General features: G+C 63.0%; 19 protein-coding genes. 1 reads left to right on the forward strand and 18 read right to left on the reverse strand.

Annotation, left to right across the window (positions count from 1 at the left end; genetic code table 11):
- Positions 1 to 15: 15 nt before the first annotated feature.
- The 4 genes from DOM58_RS12895 to DOM58_RS12910 all read right to left on the reverse strand — a co-directional run bounded on the left by DOM58_RS12895 (position 16) and on the right by DOM58_RS12910 (position 5,543).
- Positions 16 to 969, reverse strand: a complete 954-nt coding sequence (locus tag DOM58_RS12895; protein ID WP_075563146.1) for a Nudix family hydrolase — start codon at positions 967 to 969, stop codon at positions 16 to 18.
- Positions 970 to 1,098: 129 nt separating this feature from the next.
- Positions 1,099 to 2,307 carry a bifunctional glutamate N-acetyltransferase/amino-acid acetyltransferase ArgJ gene (gene argJ, locus DOM58_RS12900; RefSeq protein ID WP_110693191.1) on the reverse strand — a complete coding sequence of 403 codons (1,209 nt, stop codon included), beginning with the start codon at positions 2,305 to 2,307 and terminating at the stop codon, positions 1,099 to 1,101.
- A 46-nt stretch (positions 2,308 to 2,353) separates the two neighbouring features.
- The gene (gene secA / locus DOM58_RS12905) at positions 2,354 to 5,095 is read right to left on the reverse strand and encodes a preprotein translocase subunit SecA (RefSeq protein WP_110693192.1); all 2,742 of its coding nucleotides are present in this window, start codon (positions 5,093 to 5,095) and stop codon (positions 2,354 to 2,356) included.
- A 103-nt stretch (positions 5,096 to 5,198) separates the two neighbouring features.
- Positions 5,199 to 5,543 (reverse strand): hypothetical protein, encoded by a 345-nt coding sequence (locus DOM58_RS12910; RefSeq protein WP_075563143.1) that lies wholly within the window; start codon positions 5,541 to 5,543, stop codon positions 5,199 to 5,201.
- 62 nt (positions 5,544 to 5,605) lie between these two features.
- Here DOM58_RS12910 and DOM58_RS12915 point away from each other — a divergent pair, with 62 nt between their 5' ends.
- Positions 5,606 to 6,091, forward strand: a complete 486-nt coding sequence (locus DOM58_RS12915; RefSeq protein ID WP_110693193.1) for a DUF721 domain-containing protein — start codon at positions 5,606 to 5,608, stop codon at positions 6,089 to 6,091.
- A 160-nt stretch (positions 6,092 to 6,251) separates the two neighbouring features.
- On the opposite strand, the gene lpxC is transcribed toward DOM58_RS12915, so the two are convergent.
- The 14 genes from lpxC to rsmH all read right to left on the reverse strand — a co-directional run bounded on the left by lpxC (position 6,252) and on the right by rsmH (position 23,117).
- Positions 6,252 to 7,163, reverse strand: coding sequence for a UDP-3-O-acyl-N-acetylglucosamine deacetylase (lpxC, locus tag DOM58_RS12920; RefSeq protein ID WP_110693194.1), 912 nt, complete (start codon positions 7,161 to 7,163; stop codon positions 6,252 to 6,254).
- A 113-nt stretch (positions 7,164 to 7,276) separates the two neighbouring features.
- Complete coding sequence (gene ftsZ / locus DOM58_RS12925) at positions 7,277 to 8,446, reverse strand: cell division protein FtsZ (RefSeq protein ID WP_075563140.1); 1,170 nt, start codon at positions 8,444 to 8,446, stop codon at positions 7,277 to 7,279.
- A gap of 30 nt (positions 8,447 to 8,476) precedes the next feature.
- Positions 8,477 to 9,748 carry a cell division protein FtsA gene (gene ftsA / locus DOM58_RS12930; RefSeq protein ID WP_075563139.1) on the reverse strand — a complete coding sequence of 424 codons (1,272 nt, stop codon included), beginning with the start codon at positions 9,746 to 9,748 and terminating at the stop codon, positions 8,477 to 8,479.
- Between the two features lie 335 nt (positions 9,749 to 10,083).
- Positions 10,084 to 10,803 carry a cell division protein FtsQ/DivIB gene (locus DOM58_RS12935; RefSeq protein ID WP_075563138.1) on the reverse strand — a complete coding sequence of 240 codons (720 nt, stop codon included), beginning with the start codon at positions 10,801 to 10,803 and terminating at the stop codon, positions 10,084 to 10,086.
- 55 nt (positions 10,804 to 10,858) lie between these two features.
- Positions 10,859 to 12,268, reverse strand: coding sequence for a UDP-N-acetylmuramate--L-alanine ligase (gene murC, locus DOM58_RS12940; protein WP_245392278.1), 1,410 nt, complete (start codon positions 12,266 to 12,268; stop codon positions 10,859 to 10,861).
- Positions 12,269 to 12,302: 34 nt separating this feature from the next.
- Complete coding sequence (murG, locus tag DOM58_RS12945; protein ID WP_110693195.1) at positions 12,303 to 13,388, reverse strand: undecaprenyldiphospho-muramoylpentapeptide beta-N-acetylglucosaminyltransferase; 1,086 nt, start codon at positions 13,386 to 13,388, stop codon at positions 12,303 to 12,305.
- A complete protein-coding gene (ftsW, locus tag DOM58_RS12950) occupies positions 13,381 to 14,637 on the reverse strand; it encodes a putative lipid II flippase FtsW (protein WP_245392267.1) in 1,257 nt (418 codons plus the stop codon). The genes murG and ftsW overlap by 8 nt, the downstream gene beginning before the upstream one ends.
- The gene (murD, locus tag DOM58_RS12955; RefSeq protein WP_110693196.1) at positions 14,631 to 15,986 is read right to left on the reverse strand and encodes a UDP-N-acetylmuramoyl-L-alanine--D-glutamate ligase; all 1,356 of its coding nucleotides are present in this window, start codon (positions 15,984 to 15,986) and stop codon (positions 14,631 to 14,633) included. The genes ftsW and murD overlap by 7 nt, the downstream gene beginning before the upstream one ends.
- Positions 15,987 to 16,056: 70 nt before the next feature.
- Entirely contained in the window at positions 16,057 to 17,139 is a 1,083-nt protein-coding gene (gene mraY, locus DOM58_RS12960; protein ID WP_075563134.1) for a phospho-N-acetylmuramoyl-pentapeptide-transferase, read from the reverse strand.
- Positions 17,140 to 17,148: 9 nt separating this feature from the next.
- Positions 17,149 to 18,504 (reverse strand): UDP-N-acetylmuramoyl-tripeptide--D-alanyl-D-alanine ligase, encoded by a 1,356-nt coding sequence (locus DOM58_RS12965; protein WP_110693197.1) that lies wholly within the window; start codon positions 18,502 to 18,504, stop codon positions 17,149 to 17,151.
- Complete coding sequence (locus DOM58_RS12970) at positions 18,501 to 20,033, reverse strand: UDP-N-acetylmuramoyl-L-alanyl-D-glutamate--2,6-diaminopimelate ligase (protein WP_110693198.1); 1,533 nt, start codon at positions 20,031 to 20,033, stop codon at positions 18,501 to 18,503. Before DOM58_RS12970 ends, DOM58_RS12965 begins: the two co-directional genes overlap by 4 nt.
- Entirely contained in the window at positions 20,030 to 21,760 is a 1,731-nt protein-coding gene (locus DOM58_RS12975; protein ID WP_110693199.1) for a peptidoglycan D,D-transpeptidase FtsI family protein, read from the reverse strand. Before DOM58_RS12975 ends, DOM58_RS12970 begins: the two co-directional genes overlap by 4 nt.
- Positions 21,757 to 22,086 carry a cell division protein FtsL gene (gene ftsL, locus DOM58_RS12980; protein ID WP_075563130.1) on the reverse strand — a complete coding sequence of 110 codons (330 nt, stop codon included), beginning with the start codon at positions 22,084 to 22,086 and terminating at the stop codon, positions 21,757 to 21,759. Before ftsL ends, DOM58_RS12975 begins: the two co-directional genes overlap by 4 nt.
- 8 nt (positions 22,087 to 22,094) lie before the next feature.
- Entirely contained in the window at positions 22,095 to 23,117 is a 1,023-nt protein-coding gene (rsmH, locus tag DOM58_RS12985) for a 16S rRNA (cytosine(1402)-N(4))-methyltransferase RsmH (RefSeq protein WP_110693347.1), read from the reverse strand.
- Positions 23,118 to 23,145: the final 28 nt, after the last annotated feature.

The raw sequence follows: 23,145 nt of genomic DNA on the forward strand, positions 1-23,145 counted from the left end.
CTCGTGGCTCGTGGCTCAGGAATCGTTGCGCCAGAAATCACGGATCGACGCGATGCCTTGAGCGCCGACCGCGCGCGCCTGACTGGCGTGATGGCGAGTCATGCCGCCCAGCGCGAAGACCGGCATCGCGGCCGTTTCCACCATCTGCTGGAAATCGTGCCAGCCGATGGTGACGGCATCGGGATGCGACGGTGTCGGCGCCAGCGGTGAAAGAGTGACGAAATCGCAGTCGATCGCACCCGCCTGAACCAGCTGCTCGTCACCATGCGTCGAGGCGCCCAGCCACTTGTTGCCGGGGATCGGGCGATGCTTGAGCGCCATCAGCCGCGCGCTGGTCAGATGTATGCCGTCGGCATCGACCCGTTGCAGCCATTCGGGATCGGCGTTCAACAGCAGCTTGGCCCTGTAGCGCCGGCACAGTTCCAGGGTTTTTTCCGCCCTTGCCTGATAGGCAGCATCGTCCAGGCCTTTCGCGCGCAGCTGCACCAGCCGGACATTGTCTTCCTTCAGCGCCCGTTCGAGCCGCTGCAGAAAGACCGTATCGTCCGCCTCTTCCGCGGTAATCAGATACTCCTGGGGAAGCGCCACCGCCTGCAGGATCGGCAGGTTGGCCGCCGGGAACGGATAGTTGGGCAGGTCATCCACATCGACCCAGCGCACCGGCTGGCCTTCCCGGCCGTATGGGTCGCCGTCGTATTCGCGCACCTGCCACACGTCCAGCAGGATATGCTTGTCGGGGTATTCATGGTGCACCCGGATCAGCGGCTGGGCGCGCAGGATCTGAATGCCAAGCTCCTCGCTCAGCTCCCGCTTGAGCGCCTCCAACCCGGTCTCGTAGGGCGCCAGCTTGCCCCCGGGGAACTCCCACAGACCGCCTTGATCGGCCGTTGCCGGGCGCTTGGCGATCAGCACCCGTCCGTCGCCGCGAATGACGGCTGCTGCCGCTACATGGACCCGTCTTTTAATCATTTTGCTCAGTCTCTCGTACCACTGCAGTGTTTACGCTTTGTCTCGAAAATGCCTGCGCTCGTCGATTTTTTCAGACAGAGCTGACTCTTGACCCACGAGGTCGACATGGCGCGCATCGTCCGGAATCGCTCAACTACGGTAATCCGCGTTGATCGATACGTAATCGTGGGATAGATCCGAGGTCCAGACCGTCGCGCTGGCCGTGCCCCGACCAAGCCGAATCCGGATGGGGATCTCCTCCTGAGCCATGACCCGGCTGCCGATCTCTTCGGTATAGCTATCGGCGCGCCCGCCGTGTTCGACCAGGCGTTCGCCGCCGAGATCGATGACGATACGCTCGACATCGAGGCCCTCCACCGGCGCGCGACCCACAGCGGCGAGAATCCGCCCCCAATTGGCATCGCAGGCATAGAGCGCGGTCTTGACCAGCGGCGAGTGCGCCACCGTGAACGCGACCGCGCGGGCCTCGTCGACACTGGCCGCCTGTTCGACGTCGAGCGTGACGAACTTGGTCGCGCCCTCGCCATCGCGAATGATCGCCTGAGCCAGCTCGGTCAATACCGCCGTCAGCGACTCACGGAAGCGTCGCTCGTCGTCGGCAGACTCGATAGCCGCACCGCGGCCCGTGGCGATCAGGGTGCAGGCGTCGTTGGTGGAGGTATCGGAATCCACCGTGATCGAATTGAACGAGACCTGGACCGATTCGCGCAGCCACTGTTGAAGCTTCGACGCCTCGACGGTCGCGTCGCAGGCGACGAAACCCAGCATGGTCGCCATATTGGGCTGGATCATGCCCGAGCCCTTGCTGATGCCGTTGATCGTGACGGTGCCGCCGCTGAGCTCGACCTGAGCCGAGGCGCCCTTGATCCGGGTGTCGGTGGTCATGATGCCCTCGGCGGCCAGTGCCCATCCGCCTTCGTCCAACGATTCCATTGCCGCCGACATGCCGCCGACGATGCGCGCCACCGGCAGAGGCTCGCCGATCACGCCGGTCGAGAACGGCAGTATCTGAGCGGCATCAACCCCGGCCAGATCGGCCAAAGAGGCACAGCAGCTTTCGGCATCCTGACGCCCGCGAGCCCCGGTCCCGGCATTGGCGTTGCCGGTATTGATCAGCAGATAGCGCGGCGCGGACTGCTGCAAGTGATCACGCGCCACCTGTACCGGCGCGGCACAGAAGGCGTTGCGCGTGAACGTCGCCGCGACCGCAGCGCCTTCCGGTATCTCGATCACCACCAGGTCACGCCGATCCGGCTTCTTGATCCCGGCCATCGCCGTGCCCAGGCGCACGCCTCCGATGGCGGGCATCTCCGGGAATACTGACTTACCTACGGCCATCTCGATTCTCCTTGAAAGGCCCGGCTCGCGCCGAGCCCGCCACGCTTCAGCTGAGCGTGCCGTGGCACTGCTTGAATTTCTTGCCGGAACCGCACGGGCAAGGATCGTTACGGCCGACCTTGGGGCTCTCGCGACGGACAGGCTGAGCGTTGTCGTCCCCGGCTTCGGGTTCCGGCTCGTCCCCTTCGGCCGTCTGCTGGGCAGCGGCCACCGCATCTTCGTGCACCGATTGACTGGAGGCCTTTTCGCGCTCGAGCGCTTCGCGACGCTGGCGTTCGAGATCCTCGACCTCTTCCTGGCGACGTACCTGGACGTGGCTCAGAATTCGCGTGACGTCGTGCTTGATGTTGTAGAGCAACGACTGGAACAGCTCGAACGCTTCGCGCTTGTACTCCTGCTTGGGGTTCTTCTGCGCATAGCCCCGTAGGTGGATACCGCGGCGCAGGTGGTCCATCGACTGCAGGTGTTCCTTCCAGCGGGTGTCCAGCACCTGAAGCATCACCTGCTTCTCGAAGCGTCGCATCATGTCGCCGCCGATCGCCTCGACCTTGGCGACATACAACCCGCGATGCTGATCGTGTAGGCGCTGGCGCAGCACTTCCTCGTTGAAGTTGTCGTCCTCTTCCGCCCACTGCACCAGTGGCAGGTCGAGATTGAACTCCTGCTTGAGCTGATCCTGAAGCCCGGCCAGCTCCCACTGTTCCGGCAGGCTCTGCGGCGGCACGTAGTCGGAGATGGTCTGCTCGAGCACCTCGTCACGGATGCTGGCGACGTTATCGGAAATCTCGTCGGCGGCAAGAATGTCGTCACGCTGCTCGTAGATCACTCGACGCTGGTCGTTGGAGACGTCGTCGTACTCCAGCAACTGCTTACGGATGTCGAAGTTGCGGCCCTCGACCTTCTTCTGCGCCCGTTCGACCGCATTCGACACCATCTTGTGCTCGATCGCCTCGCCTTCCTCGAGCCCCAAGGCGCCCATCAAGCGCTGCACGCGGTCGGAGCCGAACAGGCGCATCAGGCTGTCTTCCAGCGACAGGAAGAATCGCGTCGAACCGGGGTCGCCCTGACGGCCGGCACGCCCGCGAAGCTGGTTGTCGATACGTCGCGACTCATGGCGCTCGGAGCCGATCACGTGCAGACCGCCGGATTCGAGCACCGCATCGTGGCGCTGCTCCCACTCGGTCTTGATCGCGGCGATCTGTTCCTCGCTCGGATTCTCGAGCTTGGCGACCTCGGCCTCCCAGTTACCGCCCAGCATGATGTCGGTACCACGACCGGCCATGTTGGTGGCCAGGGTGATCGCACCGGGGCGGCCGGCCTGGGCGATGATTTCCGCTTCGCTGTCGTGCTGCTTGGCGTTGAGCACGTTGTGCGGAATCTTCTTCGCCTGCATCAGCTTGGAGAGATATTCCGAAGTCTCGATCGACGCGGTACCCACCAGCACCGGCCGGTTGGCTTCGCGCTGGGTATTGACGTCCTCGATGATCGCGGCGTATTTCTCTTCGGCACTGAGGTAGACCAGATCGTTGAGATCCTGGCGCGCCAGGGGACGGTTGGTGGGGATCACCAGCACGTCGAGACCGTAGATGTGGTTGAACTCGAAGGCTTCGGTATCTGCGGTACCGGTCATGCCCGCCAGTTTTTCGTAGAGACGGAAATAGTTCTGGAAAGTGGTAGAAGCCAGCGTCTGACTCTCGCGCTGGATCGATACCCCCTCCTTGGCCTCGACTGCCTGGTGCAGCCCTTCCGACCAGCGCCGCCCCGGCATGGTGCGCCCGGTATGTTCGTCGACGATGACCACGTTGTCGTCGGCGACGATGTAGTCGACATCACGATGATAGAGACAGCGCGCACGCAGCGCGGAGTGGATGTGCTGCAGCAGGCCGAGATTCTGCACGGCGTAGAGCGATTCATCGGCTTTCAGCAGGCCCGCTTCGCGCATCAGCTCCTCGACCTTCTGATGCCCTTCCTCGGTCAATTCGACCTGCTTCTGCTTTTCGTCGATCAGGAAGTCGCCGGTACTCGGGTCTTCCTCGTCGGTGCACTGCTCGAGCTGCTTGGAAAGCGTGTGGATGGTGCGATAGAGCTCGACGTTCTCTTCCACCGGGCCGGAGATGATCAGCGGTGTCCGTGCCTCGTCGATCAGGATCGAGTCGACCTCATCGATGATCGCGTAGTGCAGTGGGCGCTGGACCTTGTCCTGCATCGAGAACGCCATGTTGTCGCGCAGGTAGTCGAAGCCATATTCGTTGTTGGTGCCGTAGGTGATGTCGCAGGCGTAGGCGCGGCGCTTTTCGTCGTTGGGCTGACCGGAGGCGATGACGCCGACGCTCAGTCCGAGAAATTCGTAGAGCGGACGCATCCAGTTGGCATCACGACTGGCCAGGTAGTCGTTGACCGTGACCACGTGAACGCCCTTGCTCAGCAGGGCATTGAAGTAGACCGCGAGGGTTCCGACGAGAGTCTTGCCTTCACCGGTCTTCATTTCCGCGATTCGGCCGTCGTTCAAGGACATGCCGCCGACCATCTGGACATCGAAATGACGCATGCCCAGAACGCGTTTACTCGCCTCGCGGACGGTAGCAAACGCTTCCGGAAGCAGCGACTCGTGCTTCTCGCCGTCGGCGAGGCGCTGGCGGAACTCGGCGGTCTTGGCCTGGAGCGCGACATCGTCGAGCGCTTCGAAAGTGGCTTCCAGTTCGTTGATCGCCACCACCTGCTTGCGCATGCGCTTGACGTCGCGATCGTTCTTGGAGCCGACCAGTTTATGTAGCAATCCATTCAACATGATGTGGTTCCTGCCTAACTCTGTTTCTCGTACTGCGCCGAGGCAACGACACGACAATAAGAGCCGCGTCGGCTGCCGATGAGATGAAACGTATGACCAGAGATCAGGCAGAAACCGGCGGACCGCGGCGGGAGATGACATCCAGTGCGGCGCTGAGGGAGATAGCGGGTTCGACATAGAACGAGCGTCGCGCTCGGGCCGCCGCGGCCTGCGGATGAACGGGCCGCTTGGCAGCCACGCGTGCGACGCGCCGGGATTCCGCGCGAATGGCCTCCGGGGCCATCAGATAGACCTGGGTCAGGCGCTCGGCCAGCCGCAATGCCTCGGCGTGGAGCAGACCTGCAGGCAGCAGACAACCGACCAGCACGCTGGCCAGCCACCAATGGGCTCGCTGCCGGGGGCGCCAGATGGCGCCGCGCTGACCGGACTGCGCTTTGGCCGAAGTCATGCTGTCGACGAACTCCGCGTCGTGATAGGTTTAGCGGGACATTTCCCACTGCGTGCAGGCCGATGAGTATAAAGGCTAAGCGTTTACGAGCCCAGCCCGTTTCCCGACTGCTGGAACAACCCGGGGGGCTGGGTGACGTCATGCGCATGGCGACACTGATCGAACGCGCCCAGACGCATCTGAGGCGTCAGCTGCCGCCGGATGTCGCCGAGCATCTCTACGTCGGTGGCTACCGCGACGGCGTGCTGACACTGATCACCGATCGCGCCGCCTGGCTGACCTGGCTGCGTTACGAGCAACCGCGCCTGCTCAAGCTATTGCATCAGCTGCCGGGATTCGAGGCGATCATGAAATTTTCGCTGAAGGTGCGTCCGATCCGTCCCGTCAAGGCAGTGCCGCGCCACACGCGTCGCCTGTCGGAGGCCGGCGCCGAGGCGCTCTCCCACTGCGCGGAAAACCTCGATGACTCCCCACTCAAGCGCTCGTTGAATCGACTGGCGTCTCATGCCGATGCACCGTCCGAGCCCGCCGACGAAACCCCGACGTAAGGCGGAGACGAGCTTGACGTCCGTACGAGCTGAGCGCACGAGCCGACGATAATGACCGCCGAGATTTCCAACACGCAGACACGACGACGCCGATCCGAAGATCGGCGTCCAACCCAGCGGCACCCTCGGCCGCGTGAGTGAAAGGATCACGACTGGCGTATTACGCCATGGCAGGCGCTGCATAAGAGATAGGCGCAGCTTGGGTCGACTCTTCGAAGGTCACGATTTCGTAAGCCTCGGGATGAGCCAGCAGCTCGCGGCAGAGCTGATTATTGAGTCCATGGCCGGACTTGTAGCCCTTGAACTCGCCGATCAGACTACAACCCAACTGATAGAGGTCGCCGATCGCATCCAGCATCTTGTGCTTCACGAACTCATCGTCATATCGCAAGCCGTCCTGATTGACGATGCGATAATCGTCGACAACGATGGCATTGTCGAGGCTACCGCCCAGGGCCAGATTCTGTGAGCGCAGAAATTCGAGATCGCGCATGAAACCGAAGGTTCGTGCGCGCGACACTTCCTTGACGAAGGAGGTGGTAGAGAAATCGACGCTGGCCGTCTGCTTCTGCTGCTCGAAGACGGGATGGTCGAAATCGATCGCGAAGCTGACCTTGAAACCGTTGTGCGGCAGGAAGGTCGCCTGCTTGCCATCGTCATTGACCGTGACTTCGCGCTTGATACGAATGAACCGTTTGGCCGCCGACTGCTCGGCGATACCCGCCGATTGAATCAGAAAGACGAACGGCCCGGCGCTGCCGTCCATGATCGGCACTTCCGGCGCGCTCAGTTCGACATAGGCGTTGTCGATACCCAGACCCGCGAACGCCGACATCAGATGCTCGACCGTGGCCACCTTGACGCCATCCTTGGACAGCGCGGTGCACAGGTTGGTATCGGTGACACTCTCGGCGTGAGCCGGAATGTGCACCACCGGGTCGAGATCGGTACGCACAAACACGATGCCCGTGTTGGGCGCCGCAGGACGCAGCGTCAGATACACTTTCTCTCCGGAATGGAGCCCCACGCCGGTGGCGCGGATCGTGTTCTGCAACGTTCGTTGTTTGATCATGGCATCGACCTAACAGTCAAATGGTTTGGAAACGGTGTTCACTATAACACCAAACCAATAGCCTACCAACCATATCGACGTTACAGAATGATGATCGGCAGCTTAAAAAGCTATCAATCCGCCTGACGACGCAGGAACGCCGGAATGTCCAGATAGTCGTCCATATCCGAAGACTTGCGTCGGTCCTGCTGGGGCTTCTTCGCCGCCGCTTCCTGCTCGGCACGCGCTGCCTGCTGGCGCATTACCGCCGGCTGCTGCAGCTTGCGATAGTCCGTCGTTTCCGGACGTGAAGCCGCAGTTTCGCGAGGAGCCGCCTTCTCTTTCTGCGCGTCGAGACCTGCAGCAACAACCGTCACCCGCAGCTCATCGGACATTTCCATGTCGATGGAGGTACCCACGACAATGGTGGCATCCTGTGAAGCGAATTCCTGAACCGTTGCCCCCACGTCGTTGAACTCACCGATGGAGAGATCCGGACCGGCCGTAATGTTGACCAGGATGCCGCGGGCGCCGTGAAGGTCGATATCTTCGAGCAGCGGGCTGCGAATGGCCTTTTCGGCGGCTTCACGCGCACGGTTTTCACCCGTCGCCGCGCCGGTGCCCATCATCGCCATCCCCATTTCCGACATCACCGTGCGCACATCGGCAAAGTCGACGTTGATGATACCGGGGCTGGTGATCAGCTCGGCGATCCCCTGGACTGCGCCCAGCAGCACATCGTTGGCGGCGCTGAACGCGGTCAACAGGCTGGCATTCTTGCCCAGCACCGACAGCAGCTTTTCGTTGGGAATGGTGATCAGCGAATCGACGTACTCGGAAAGCTCCTTCATTCCCTCTTCCGCCGCGCGCATGCGCTTCGGACCTTCGAACGGGAACGGCCGCGTGACGACAGCGACCGTCAGAATGCCGAGTTCCTTGGCCACCTGGGCCACGACGGGCGCGCCACCGGTACCGGTACCGCCACCCATGCCGGCAGTGATGAAGACCATGTCCGCACCCTGCAGCATTTCCGCGATGCGCTCGCGATCTTCCATCGCGGCCTGACGTCCAACATCCGGATTGGCTCCCGCGCCCAGCCCTTTGGTGATCTCGCCACCCAGCTGCAGTACGGTCTTGGCCGCCACGCGCTTGAGCGCCTGGGCATCGGTGTTGGCGCAGATGAACTCGACGCCTTCGATGTTGCTCTCGACCATGTGGTTGACAGCGTTGCCGCCGCCGCCGCCGACACCGATGACTTTGATGACTGCACTACTAGAAGGTGCGTTATCTACTAGTTCGAACATTGCCCCGTCTCCAAGACCGCGTACGGCCTGTCAGAAATTTCCTTTAAACCAGCCTTTGAGTCGCTCCAGCGTCGAAACCTCATCCCTGGTTGCGCGCCGGGGAAGTAGATCTTCCCGTTGAGGCTGGGCTGATACTGCGCGAGAGTGCTTGGAATCTTTCATTCCGTAGAATAGCAAACCAACACCTGTCGAATAAATCGGGTTGCGCACCACGTCCGCCAAACCGCGGACATTGTACGGGCAGGCGATGCGAACCGGCATGTGGAATATCTCCTCCGCCAGCTCCACGACCCCCTCCATGCGAGAGGTGCCGCCTGTCAGCACGACGCCAGCCGCCACCAGATCCTCGTAGCCACTGCGGCGCAATTCTTCGCGCACCAGAGTGAAGAGTTCCTCGTAACGCGGTTCCACGACTTCCGCCAAGGCTTGACGCGAAAGGTCCCGCGCCGGACGATCGCCGACGCTGGGAACCTTGATCATTTCATCGCTGCTCGCCAGTTGTGTCAGCGCGCAGGCATATTTGACCTTGATGTCTTCGGCATACTGGGTCGGTGTTCGCAACGCCATCGCGATGTCGTTGGTCACCTGATCGCCGGCAATCGGGATCACCGCGGTGTGTCGAATGGCGCCCTCGGTAAATACGGCGATATCCGTCGTGCCACCACCGATATCGACCATGCACACGCCGAGTTCGCGCTCGTCCTCTGTCAGCACCGCATGACTGGAGGCGAGCTGTTCGAGGATGATGTCGTCGACTTCCAGACCGCAACGTCGCACACATTTTTCAATATTCTGCACGGCGTTCATCGCCGCCGTCACCAGATGCACGCGCGCCTCGAGGCGTACGCCGGACATCCCGAGCGGCTCGCGGATCCCCTCCTGGGTATCGATCGCGAACTCCTGGGGGATGACGTGCAGCACTCGTTGACCTTCCGAGATAGCACGGGCGCGGGCGGAGTCGATCACGCGCTCGATATCGGCCTGCGCGACTTCACGCTCCTTGATCGCCACGACGCCATCGGAATTCATGGAGCTGATGTGGCTCCCGGCGATACCGACATACACGGAATGAATATCACAGCCGGCCATCAGCTCGGCTTCTTCCACGGCACGCTGAATCGACTGAACGGTTGATTCGATATTGATCACGACACCCTTCTTCATACCACGAGAAGGATGTGAACCAATCCCGGCGATTTCCAACCCGCCATCGTCGGTGGGTTGCCCCACGATGGCGACCACCTTGGATGTTCCGATATCCAGCCCGACCACCATGTTGGAAGCGTTGGATTGTCCTGCCATAGGTCGGGGTCGCTCCTCAAACTTCACCAGTAAACCGATAAAAATGGGCTAACAAAGACTCGCGCTTATTATAGGAACAAGTCGACCTTTTTCACCAGCCCATCACTGAAACAAAAGCCACATTAAGCTCTTTTTCTTTAAAAGGGAAATAAGGAAGGAGGCTCGCGGCTATTTACAGCCGCGAGAAATAACAGAATGGGCCAATAGCGGTATGTCGACGAGGGTCGGACGAGGCCAAAGTCCTGCTACTGTTTCCGTCCAACTGCCGAGTGATGTTCTCCAGGATGCGCCAGCCGGGAGATCGAGGCCATCTTTACGAACCATGATGACAAGGACTAATCATCGGAGGTCGCGGTCGTTTCACCATGGCGCGCCACTGAAACTCCGTTGGGATAACGCAAGTCGATGTAGCGTATCTGCGACGCTTCCTCACTTAACTGTCGCTTCCATGCAGCAATAAAACGAGCCAGTCGTGCGTCCAAGTCGGTACGTCCCAGAATCACCCACACGCCATCATTGACTTGAAAACGCCAGGCGCCTCGAGGTTCCAATCTCAACTGGGTGATCGACAGTCCGAGATTGGACAGCGTACGGCGCAACGAGTCGTAATAACCCAGCACTTCTCGACCCGATCCCTTGGGGCCGCCGAGATCAGGTAGCCGACGACCCAGATCGGTCACAGGCCCAGGGGCAAACGACTGTCCCCGGCTGTTGAGCAACCGATCATCATTCCAGCGGGCGACTGGATCCTGTTCGTAGAGCACGAAGCGCAGAGTATTCGGCCACTCCCGTGAGATTGTCACTTCTCGAAGCCACCCGATCTGACGCGCTTCGTTGCGCAGATCGGTCAAGGATAGAGACAGCCAGGTGTGCCCCCTCACCAGTGGCGCCAATTCCTTCTGCAGGTAACTCGCGCTCACGTAATTCAGGTCGCCGCTGATCGACACCCGTTCGATGGGCTTGTCCAGCCATAACCACAGCGCCCTGCCGCCGGCACCGATGAGCACGACGAGCATGAGCACACCCAGTAGCGTACCCCGCGCGTTCGCGTTCATGTCGATCGCCCCATACTGACGTCGTCGCGCCCATTGTCGATCCTTGGTGACTCGCTCAAAGGTCCACCTCGTCGAGATGGAGCGCACTCTGGGCGAGTCGCTGGGAAATGCCGCCGATATCACCGGCGCCCTGCGTCAGCAGAATGTCCCCCGGGCGCAACACCCGCGACAGGATCGCAGGCAGAGCCGACTTCTCTTCGATGAACAGCGGGTCGACCTGGCCCCGCTGGCGAATCGATCCCGCCAGCGTCTTGCCTTCGGCTCCCGGAATCGGCGCTTCACCGGCGCCGTAGACATCCAGCAATAGCAGCGTGTCGACGCCGGAAAGCACGCGCACGAAATCCTCGTAGAGATCGCGGGTACGACTGTAGCGATGCGGTTGATAGACCATCACCAGACGACGCTGTGGCCAGCCAGCCCGCACCGCACGGATCACCATCTCGACTTCCCGCGGGTGATGGCCATAGTCGTCGACGAGCATTACTTCGCCACCGCTAGGCAGCGAGTAATGGCCATGAACCTGGAACCGCCGGCCGACACCTCCGAACGACGCCAGCCCCTTGACGATATCGTCGTCGCTGACGCCCGCATCGGTGGCCACGGCGATCGCCGCCAGCGCGTTCAGCGCATTGTGGGTACCGGGCATTGCCAGCGTGATGTTCAGCGAAGCCAGGCCGTCGGGGCGTTCCGCAACGAAGCGGATGGTTTCGGCAGTCTGCTGGAAGTCTTTCACTCGATAATCGGCTTCTTCGCTGAAACCGTATGTCACGAACTGGCGCTGAACCTGGGGCAGCAATTCCCGCACGTTGTCATCGTCGAGACAAAGCACGGCACGACCGTAGAACGGCAGGTTGTGCAGGAACTCGATGAACGTCGTCTTCAACCGCGAGAAATCGCCATCATAGGTCGCCATGTGGTCGGCATCGATATTGGTGACGATCGATGTCATCGGCTGGAGATGGAGAAAAGACGCATCGGATTCGTCGGCCTCGGCGACCAGAAAGTCACCGCTACCCAACCGCGCGTTGGTTCCGGCACTGGTCAGTTTGCCACCGATGACGAAGGTCGGATCGAGTCCGGCTTCGGCGAACAGCGTCGATAACAGACTCGTGGTCGTGGTCTTGCCATGAGTACCGGCAACGGCGATGCCATGACGAAAGCGCATCAATTCGGCGAGCATCTCCGCCCGGCGTACGACCGGGACGCGATGCTCGCGCGCCCACTGGATCTCGGGATTGGTCGGATCGACTGCCGTCGACACCACGATGACATTGGCACCCTCGGCGTTGACCGCCGCATGACCGATCGCCACGCGAATGCCGCACTGGCGCAGATGCTGCGTCACCGCGGATTCGCGAAGATCGCTGCCACTGACCTCATACCCTTCATTGACCAGGACTTCGGCGATACCGCACATGCCGGCCCCGCCGATTCCGACGAAATGGATGCCACGGATGCGCCGCATGCCCAGATGCGATCGCGTCGGACGCGTCTGAATGCTATCGCTCAAAATCGATCTCCATGCAGCCGTCGACCAGACGATCGACGGCATCGAGGTGGGCTACCCGCCGAGCCTGGACCGCCATTCGCGCCAGCACGTCGGGCTGTAAAAGTGACTCGAGCGCCGCCTGGAGACGTTCAGGGGTCAACTCGGCCTGCTGGATCAACTCGGCGCCACCGGCCTCGACCAGATGGCGCGCATTATGGGTCTGGTGATCGTCGACCGCGTGCGGAAACGGCACCAGCAACGACGGCTTGGCCGCTGCCGACAGCTCGGCAATGGTCAGCGCCCCGGCGCGACACACGATGATATCCGCCCAGTCATAGGCCTCGGCCATATCGTCGATGAAAGCGCTGACCTCGGCTGCGACACCGGCCGCGCGATAGGCGTCTCGTGTGACATCGTCCTTGTCGCGCCCGGCCTGGTGACGAACCTCGGGCCGCGGCGACAACGTCAGCGCCGCCAGTGCTTCCGGCAATTTTTGATTGAGCGACTGCGCCCCTAGCGAGCCGCCCAGCACCAGCAGGCGCAGCGCACGGCCGTTCATCTGCTCGGCCGTTCGGGGCCGCTCGCCCAACGCGGCGATATCCGCGCGCACCGGATTGCCAACCACCTCGGCCTTGCCACCGGGAAACGCCCCCGGGAAGGCGGCGTAGACGCGCGTCGCCAGCCGCGCCAGTGAGCGGTTGGTGAGTCCGGCGACGGCATTCTGTTCATGGACGACCAATGGTTTGCCGCTCAATCGCGCCGCCAGCCCGCCGGGACCGCTGGCAAACCCGCCCAGGCCGACGACCAGTTGCGGGTCGAAACGCTGGATCACCCGGCGCGACTGCCGGATGGCACGCGTCAAACGCCACGGAATCGCCAGCCAGCCGGCCAACCCCTTGCCTCGCAGTCCCGTCACATCGATCTGGTTCAGCGGAATGCCGTCAGCGGGAACGAGACGGTTCTCGATCCCGCGCGGGCTTCCCAGCCACTCTACCGTGACACCACGTTCGCGCAGGGCCCGGGCCAGCGACAGCGCCGGTACGACGTGCCCGCCGGTGCCCCCGGCCATGATCAGGACGCGCTTTAGTTCACTCATGATCGGGCTCCATCGTGCCGCGCGCCGGTCGGATGCCGGGCCCGATGTCGGTTTCAGGACGGGAATTCAAATCGGGACGGGAATCGTCGTCGGGCTTCGGTCGCCGTCCCAGTCGCCGCACTTCGGCGTCTACCCGGAACAGAATGGCCATCATGATGCCGCTGATGATCAGGCTCGAGCCGCCGTAACTCAGCAATGGCAACGTCAAGCCCTTGGTCGGCAGCATGCCGGAGCTGACGGCGATGTTGATGAACGCCTGGGCGCCGATGACCAGCGCGATGCCGTAGCAGAGGTAGGCCGCGAACGGGTTCCCGGCCAGCTCGGCCTTGCGTCCGATCCGGAACGCGCGGAACACCAGCAGCGCGAACAGGAGAATCACCGCGATGGCGCCGAACAGTCCCAGCTCTTCCGCTAGCACGGCGAAGACGAAATCGGTATGCGCCTCGGGTAGATAGAACAGCTTCTGAACGCTGTTGCCCAACCCCAGGCCGAACCAGTGGCCGCGACCGAAGGCGATCAGCGCCTGAGTCAGCTGGTAGCCGGTGTTGTACTGGTCCGCCCAGGGGTTGGCAAAACTGGTGATGCGCTGAAGACGATAAGGCTCCGCCACTGCCAGCATCACCGCCCCCGAGCCGACGACGGCCAGGATCAGCAGGAATCGCCACAACGGGGCACCCGAGAGCAGCAACATTCCCATCACGCAGCCGGTCAGCACCACGACGGCCCCGTAGTCGGGCTCCAGAATCAGCAGGAAGCCGATCAAAGCCATCACCGCCAATGGGCGCATGAACGCGCCCCAGCTTCGGCGAACCTCAGGTAGATACCGCTCCAGGTAGCCGGCTACGTAGACGATCAAGCAGAGCTTGGCGACTTCCGAGGCCTGAATATTGATGATACCCAGCGGGATCCAGCGGCGACTACCATTGATCTCGCGGCCCACGAGCAGCACCAAGAACAGCAGCAGCAGCGCGCCGATCAGCATCAATGGCCCCTTTCGACGCCACCAGTCCAGCGGCAGACACACGGCGACCAGGCCGACCCCGATCGCCGCCAGCACGAAAATGCCATGCCGAATGCTGAAGTAATAAGGGTTGCCGGTCAGATTGGCGGCGATTTCGGTCGAGGCGGAGGTCACCATCACCCAGCCGATCAGCATCAGCGAAAGCGTGGCCAGCAGAAGCCAGCCATCGAATGCGTGATGCCGCGTGGTGAGCCGATCCTGCGACGTCCTCAACATGGCTTTCAACATGCGACTTCCTGTCCTTGATCGAGAATCTTCCGGAACGATTCGCCCCGCGCCAGATAGTTGGGAAACTGATCGAGACTGGCGCAAGCGGGTGACAACAACACACAGTCTCCGGGCTCGGCGATCGAAGCCGCCCGGCGCATGGCCTGCAGAAGCGTCTCGACACGCCACGTAGCTACCTGCGACTCGAGCGCCGAGACCAGCAATGGCGCATCCTGACCGAAGACGATCGCCTCGCGAGCGTGCCGGGCGAGCGGTGCCGCCAGCGGCGCGAAATCCGCCCCTTTACCGACCCCGCCACCCAGCCAGATCAAGCGCCCGGTCAAGGTTTTTCCCAACCCGGCGATCGCCGCCAGGGTCGCGCCCACGTTAGTGCCTTTGGAGTCGTTGATCCAGCGCACGCCGCCACGCTCGGCGACGATCTCACCGCGATGGGGAAGGCCCGCAAACCGGGCCAGAACACCGCGCATGACCGCCAGCGGCAAGCCGACGACGTGTCCGATCGCCATCGCCGCCAGCGCATTGGCCTGGTTGTGACGCCCGGCCAGGCGCAGCTCGTTGACCGGCATCAAGGCTTGCCGGCCATGGCACAGCCACTCGCCCGTGGCCTCCGTCTCCCCTGGCACGCTACCCGGACTGGCGATCCCCCAGGCGTCGCCTGCAGGCGACTGCGTCGTGAAGCGCTCGCAAGGCAACGAGGTGTCGTCCGGCCAGGTGGCGGGATCCTCGCCGTTGACGACGACATGCGCCGCGCCCTCGAAAATTCGCGCCTTGGCGTGCCGGTATCCGGCCATGTCACCATGGCGATCGAGATGATCGGCGGACAGGTTGAGGAAAGCGCCACAGCTCGCGCCCAGAGCGTCTAGCGTCTCCAGCTGGAAGCTCGAAAGCTCGAGCACGAACAGCTCGGCATCCGGATGATCGATCAGCAGATCCAGTGCGGCATCCCCCAGATTGCCGCCCACGGCCACTCGTCTGCCCGCCTCCCGAGCCATCTCACCGACCAGCGTGGTCACCGTGGACTTGGCATTCGATCCGGTAATCGCCACGATCGGTGCCCTGCAATGGCGCGCGAACAGGGAAATTTCCCCGATAACGCGATCGCGTACCGCGGCCAGACCGCTGCGGCCGAGATCGACGCCGGGACTCACGATGATCTCGGCAAAGCTCGACAGATCCAGCGCCGCCAGATCGCCGAGATGAATCTCGACGTCCGGATAGGCCTCGCGGAAGGCGTCGATGCCGGGCGGCGCTGCCCGCGTGTCGGCTACCACGAAGCGCTCACCGCGCTGCTGCAGAAACCGAGCGATCGCCCGGCCGGATATCCCCAGCCCGACGACCAGCCAGGGCATCGCCCCACTTCCGTCGTCCTTCTTCGAACGCGATACGACTCGCGCAATCCCCGACTGATCGCTCATGACATCAACGCAGCTTCAGGGTCGCCAGCCCCAGCAGGACGAGGATCACGGTGATGATCCAGAAGCGCACGATCACCCGCGGCTCCGGCCAGCCCTGGAGTTCGAAGTGGTGGTGCAACGGCGCCATGCGGAAGATCCGGCGACCGGTAAGCTTGTAGGAACCGACCTGTAGGATGACCGACACCGTCTCCATCACGAACACCCCGCCCATGATGAACAGCACGATCTCCTGACGCACGATGACCGCGACGATACCCAGCGCCGCGCCCAGCGCCAGCGCACCGACGTCCCCCATGAAGACCTGGGCGGGATAGGTGTTGAACCACAGGAAGCCGAGCCCGGCCCCAGCGATGGTGCCGCAAAATACCGCCAGCTCGCCGGCGCCCGCCACTTCGGGAATGTGTAGATAGTTGGCGAACACCGCGTTGCCGCTGGCGTAGGCGAACACCGCCAATCCCATGGAAACCAGTACGGTGGGCATGATCGCCAGCCCGTCGAGACCATCGGTCAGGTTGACCGCATTGGAACTGCCGACGATGACCAGATAACTCACGACGATGTAGAACACGCCGAGCGGCATCACCACGTCCTTGAACAGCGGCACGATCAGACTGGTCTCGACCGGGCTCGCGGCGGTGAAATAAAGAATGATCGAAGCGCCGAGCCCGATGACCGACTGCCAGAAGTATTTCCACCGCGCGGGCAGACCGCGAGGGTTCTTCTCGACCACCTTGCGGTAGTCGTCGACCCAGCCGATGGCGCCAAAGCCTAGCGTCACCGCCAGCACCAGCCATACGTAGTGGTTGGTCAGATCGCCCCACAGCAGCGTGCTCACGGCAATCGAGACCAGAATCAGCGCCCCGCCCATGGTCGGCGTGCCGGCCTTGGACAGATGCGACTGTGGGCCATCGTCGCGCACGGCCTGACCGATCTGACGCTCGACCAAACGTCGAATCATCTGTGGTCCCATCCACAGACTCAGGAAGAGCGCTGTCAACGTGCCCAGAATCACGCGCAGGGTCAGGTATCCGAAAACATTGAAAGCACTTTGAAAATGGGTCAGCAGTTCAGCCAGAAAAAGCAGCATGAGTCAGATTCACCTTGAGGCATCGTCACGCAGTGCGGCAACGAGTCGTTCCATGCCGGCACTACGCGAACCCTTGACCAGCACGCTGGCCCGGGAAGGAAGCTGATCCTGGGCAAAACGCTCGAGCGTTGCCCAGTCATTGAAATGACGGCCTTCGTCACCGAAGGCCTCGATGGCGGCACGTGCGGGTTCGCCGTACGTCCCCAGAAACTCGATGCCGAGGTCGCGTGCTGCGCGCCCGACCTCGGCATGCAGACGCTCGGCGTCAGCCCCCATTTCGCCCATCGCGCCGAGAAAACACCAGCGCGGCGATGGCAGCGAAGCCAGCACCTCGAGCGCCGCTCGCATCGCGCCGGGGTTGGCATTGTAGCTATCGTCGATCACCCGACTGCCGCGAATGCCGTCGAGCGCCTGCATCCTTCCGGCCATGCTGTGACAGGCCTCGAGCCCGGCGGCGATTTCCGCGCCACAGAAGCCCAGGGCGTGTGTCGCGGACGCGGCGGCCAGTGCGTTACGCACGTTGTGCCGGCCCATCAATGACAGCGTGACCCGCACCGGCGTCTCGCCCGGCAGGTGAAGCGTGAAAGCATAACGCCCGGCCGCGTCACAAACCAGATCATCGGCGACGACGCTGGCCCCGGTATCGATACCGAAATCGATCACCCGGGCGCGTCCGGCCAGCGACTGCCACACCGGGAAGTAGCGCTCGTCGCGGTCGAGCACGGCACAGCCGTCGACCGGCAATCCGGCAAGAATCTCGCCCTTGGCCTGGGCGATCTGCCCCAGCCCGCCGAATTCCCCGACATGCGCGCCGGTGACGTTGGTGATAATGGCGACCTGCGGTTTGGCCAGCGCCGTCGTCCAGGCGATTTCTCCCAGATGATTGGCCCCCAGCTCAATCGCCGCATAGCGCTGCTCCGCGCTAAGCTCGAGCAGGGTCAGCGGCGCGCCGATGTCGTTGTTCAGATTGCCCCGTGTAGCCAGCGTCGGCGCGCGGGCCGGCAGGATCGACGCCAGCATCTCCTTGACCGTCGTCTTGCCGCTGTTGCCGGTCACCGCGATCAGCTGACCATCCCAGGCCAGCCGATGCGCCCGCGCCAGCAGCCCCAACGCGAGCCGCGTATCCGGCACTTCGATCTGTGTTAGCGAATCGTCGACCGGCCGGGAGACGATCGCCCCCACCGCACCCTTTTCGCGCGCCTGGGACAGAAAATCATGCGCATCGAAGCGCTCTCCTTCTAGCGCGACCAGCAGGTCACCGGGCAAAAGCGCCCGGGTGTCGGTAACGACCCGCGAGAACTCGATGTCAGCCCCTCGCAGCGTGGCACCCAGCTGCGCGGCGATGGTACTGAGTCTGCCGTTCATTGAACCGCCTCCCGTGCCCGGCAGGCTCGCGCCGCGACATCGACGTCGCTGAAGTCGTGGCGCACCCCGGCAATTTCCTGATAGTCCTCGTGGCCCTTGCCGGCGATCAACACGATGTCGTCGGGACCGGCGGCGGCGATGACGCGCTCGATCGCCTGACCACGGCCGGCGATGGCCCAGCTGCGCACGCGAGCCGTGTCCGACAGCCCCTCGACGATCTGATCGCGAATCGACTGTGGATCCTCGCTACGCGGATTGTCGTCGGTCACGACGATTCGGTCTGCCAGCGCCTCGGCCGCCGCCGCCATCAGGGGACGTTTGCCACTGTCGCGATCGCCGCCACAGCCGAACACGCACCACAGCTCGCCCCCGTTCGCGGCGGGCAAATGCATGCGCAAGGCGGACAGGGCGTTCTCCAGCGCGTCCGGCGTGTGGGCATAATCCACCACCACCACCGGCACCTTCGCGCCTTCTTCGCGTGGCAGACGCTGCATGCGCCCCGGCACCGGCCGAAGTCCGCCGGCGGCCTGCCACAGGGATTCCAGCGGATAGCCCAAGCCATAGAGCGTGGTCATGGCCAGCAGCGTATTGTCGAGATTGAAGCGGCCCATCAGCGGCAGCTCGAGCACGCCTTCGTTATCGGGGGTGGCGACGATCGCGCGCAGACCGTTGGGCAGCGCTTCGCAATCGACGACTCGCAGCGTCGTCGCTTCGCCATTGCCCGTCGCCAGCACTCGAACACCGGACGACAGACCGGCCAGCATCAGCCGCGCCAGGGGATCATCGCCGTTGACCACGGCAAGCTGAAGCGACTCTCTCTTGAACAGCCGTGCCTTCGCCGCGGCGTAGGCCGCCATGCTGCCATGATAATCGAGGTGATCTCGGCTCAGATTGGTGAAAACCGCCGCGTCGACCCGCGTATCGCCCAGCCGCTCCTGAGTCAGCGCGTGGGACGAAACCTCCATTGCCACGACCTCGACGCCCTCGCGCGCCATTTCGCCGAGCATCTGCTGCAGCGCCAACGGCCCCGGCGTCGTCTGCAGCGCGGGACGAATGGCGTCCGGCCGGCCGTAGCCCAGCGTACCGATCACCCCCGCCGACGTGCCCAGCGCCTCCAGCAACGAGGCGATGTAGTGGGTCACGGAACTCTTGCCATTGGTGCCGGTGACACCGATCAGCTTGAGCGTCTCCGGCACCGCAAACAGCCCGCGACCCAGCGCGGCCAGACGATGCGTCAATCCCGGCAGCGCCAGAACGCGATCGTCCGCCAGCCAAGTCGAATCCAGCCCATCCGCTTCACACAGAACGCCGACAGCACCGGCCTGCAACGCGGTTTCAATGAAGTGACACCCGTCGACACTGACGCCAGGCACCGCCAGAAACAGATCGCCCTGCTGCAATTGGCGGCTATCCTGCACGAGCCTCAGTTCGGTCGTCGCCGGCAGCCAGGTCGCCAGGCGAGACGCCACGGCGAGATCCGGCCACAGCTCGGCCAGCGTTGTCGCCAGCCGCGTCGCATCGATTTTCATCGGGACGCCTCCTGTTTCTCCGCCTTGGACGGGGCGTCGGGCGGAACATCGAGCAGGCGCAGGGCGCTGCCGACCACACGGCTGAACACGGGCGCGGCAACCAGGCCACCGTAATAGTCACCCTTCTTGGGGTTGTCGATCATCACCACGGTGACGACTCGCGGATCGGAAGCCGGAGCGATACCCGCGAACAGGCCTCGATATTCCTTTTCCTGATAGCCGGAGCTCGTGACCTTGCGCACGGTGCCGGTCTTGCCCGCAATCTGATAGCCCGGGACCATCGCCATGTGGCCGCCGGCGTTGGGTTGCACAATCTTTTCCATCATGCCGAGCAGTTGATGAGCGATCGTCGGCGAGATCACCTGCTGGCTCTCGGGGCTACCGTCGAGCTTGAGCAGCGACGGCGACAGGCGCTTGCCATCGTTGGCGATGGCCGTATAGGCGCTCGCCAGCTGCAGCGGTGTGACGGCGATGCCGTAACCGTAGGCCATGGCGGCCTGAACGCTGCGCGGCAGATTGGTCAGCGACGGCAGACTGCCGCTGTTTTCCCCGGGAAAGCCGGTGCCGGGTGACTGGCCCAGCCCCAGTTCGCGATAACGATTCCAGATGATGTCCTGGGGCAGCGACAGCGCGATATGCGACATGCCAACGTTGGAGGAGTGGAACAGAATTCCCGCAGGATCGAGTTTGCCGTAATTGCGGAAATCGCTGATGGTATAGCCGTCCACCACCATCCAGCCCGGCGTGGTGTCGACGATGGTATCCGGGGTGTACTTGTCGGTAGCCAGCGCTGCCGACATCGCCAGCGGTTTCATCACCGAGCCGGGTTCGATGGCGTCGGTGACCGCCTGGTTGCGCAGCCCGCGAACGTCGACATCACCGCGATTGTTGGGGTTGTAGGAGGGCAGGTTGGCCATCGCCAGCACCTCGCCGGTACGCGCATCGAGCATCACCAGCGAGCCGCCATCGGCGTCGTTCTCCCGGATTCCCGCAGCCAGCTCCCGGTAGGCCATGTACTGCAGACGCAGATCGATCGACAGTGTGAGATCGCCGCCCGGCTTGGCCTCTTCGATCAAATGGAGATCGCGAACCAGATGCCCCTTGCGATCCTTGAGCACGCGACGCTTGCCCGGCTGACCGGTCAGATAACGGTTGTAGGCGAGTTCGAGCCCTTCCTGCCCCTTGTCGTCGACATTGGTCACGCCCACGACCTGGGCCGCCACTTCCCCCGCCGGGTAATAGCGCTTGTACTCGTCACGCGAATAGACCCCGGGCATCTGCAGATCGAGCACGGGCTTGGCCGCGGCGGGCGTCAACTGCCGCCGCAGGTACATGAACTCATGGTCGGAATAGCGCTCGATCCGATCTTCGAGCTGCTGGGGATCGATCTTCAGCGCCTTGGCCAGCAAGGTCTGCTGGATGGGATCCTGAGGCAATTCCTTGGGGTTGGCCCACAGCGTCACTACCGGAGTGGAGATCGCCAGTGGATCACCGTTGCGATCGCTGATCATTCCCCGATGGGCACCGATGGTCTCGACCCGCAAGGTGCGAGCGTCGCCCTGATTCTGAAGAAAGCTGCGATCGATCACCTGGAGATAGACGATACGACCGGCCAATGCGGAGAGGGCCACCAGAATGATGAAGAGCATGAACCAGTAACGCCCCGCGCCCAGCGGACCTTCCGGCCGACGCGATCTACCCGGTGGCCTGCGACGCGTCGCACTCATGGATGAATCACCTTCACTTCATCGACGCTCGGCACGCGCATGTCCAGGCGCTTGCTCGCCAACGCTTCGATCCGTGCCGGCGATGACCAGGTGCTCTCCTCGAGCAACAGTCGCCCCCACTCGGTCTGTAGAGAGTCGCGCTGGTTTTCCAGTTTCTGCAATCTGGCGTACTGCACGCGGGTCAGGTGAGACGTACTGATGACGGCAACCGCCGTGATCAGAACCGCAACGAGTACCGCGCCGAGCAGCAGCGCGCGACCACTCGGGCGCCGAGCGAATGGCCAGTCACCGGTTTGCAGTAGGCGGTGTCGTCCTTGAACGGCCATGGGGCTCCTTAACTCGACTTCTCGGCAGGCGGTCTCGACTTCTCGACGGCAGGTCCCAGCTTCTCGGCGATACGCATCACCGCACTACGCGAGCGCGGGTTGGCATCGATTTCACTGTCGCTGGCACGCATCGCCTTGCCCACCGGCTTGAGACGCTTGTTGAGCTGGTCTTCGCGGATCGGCATGCCGCGAGGCAGGTGCGTATCGCCACGCGCCTGATCCCGGATAAAACGTTTGACCAGCCGGTCTTCCAGCGAATGAAAGCTGATGACGACCAGTCGCCCTCCCGATTGCAGCGAGTCGAGCGCCACATCCAGTGCCCGCTCCAGCTGCCCGAGTTCATCGTTCAGGTGAATGCGGATCGCCTGGAAGACCCGCGTCGCCGGATGCTTGCCCTTCTCCCAGGCGGGGTGGGCCGCCTTGACGATCTCCGCGAGCTGGTGGGTACGCTGGACCGGCGCCTCTTGCCGCGCGGCGACGATGGCGCGGGCGATGCGTTTGGCAAAACGTTCTTCGCCGTAGGTCTTGAAGACGCGAGCCATCTCCTGGTCGCCGGTGCGCGCGATCCATTCGGCCGCACCGATGCCCGAGGTCGGGTCCATGCGCATGTCTAGTGGGCCATCACGCAGAAAGCTGAACCCACGCTCGGGATCGTCCAGTTGGGGAGAAGAAACGCCGACATCGAGGAGAATACCGCTCAGGCTGCCATGGACGCCGCACGCCGCCGCGTGGCGGTCCAGCTCGGCAAAGACACCCTGGCATACCGTCAATCGAGCGTCGTCGATCTCGGAGGCAACGGCCAGGGCGGCAGGGTCGCGGTCGATCGCGATCAGCCGGCCGTGACCGTCGAGACGCGACAGGATCGCGCGGGAATGGCCGCCGCGACCGAAAGTCCCATCGAGATAGGCACCCGAGGGAGACTGCACCAAGGCATCCACGGCACCCTCGAGCAGAACGCTGGTATGACGAAAATCGGGGCGATCTGCCGTACCGCCTGAGGGTGCCTCTGAAGCGTTGTCGCGGTGCAGCATGCGGATCTCGGTGTCGAACGGCAAAAAT

The sequence above is a fragment of the Salinicola halophyticus genome (genome assembly GCF_003206695.1).
In the GTDB taxonomy this organism is placed as follows: Bacteria; Pseudomonadota; Gammaproteobacteria; order Pseudomonadales; family Halomonadaceae; genus Salinicola; species Salinicola halophyticus.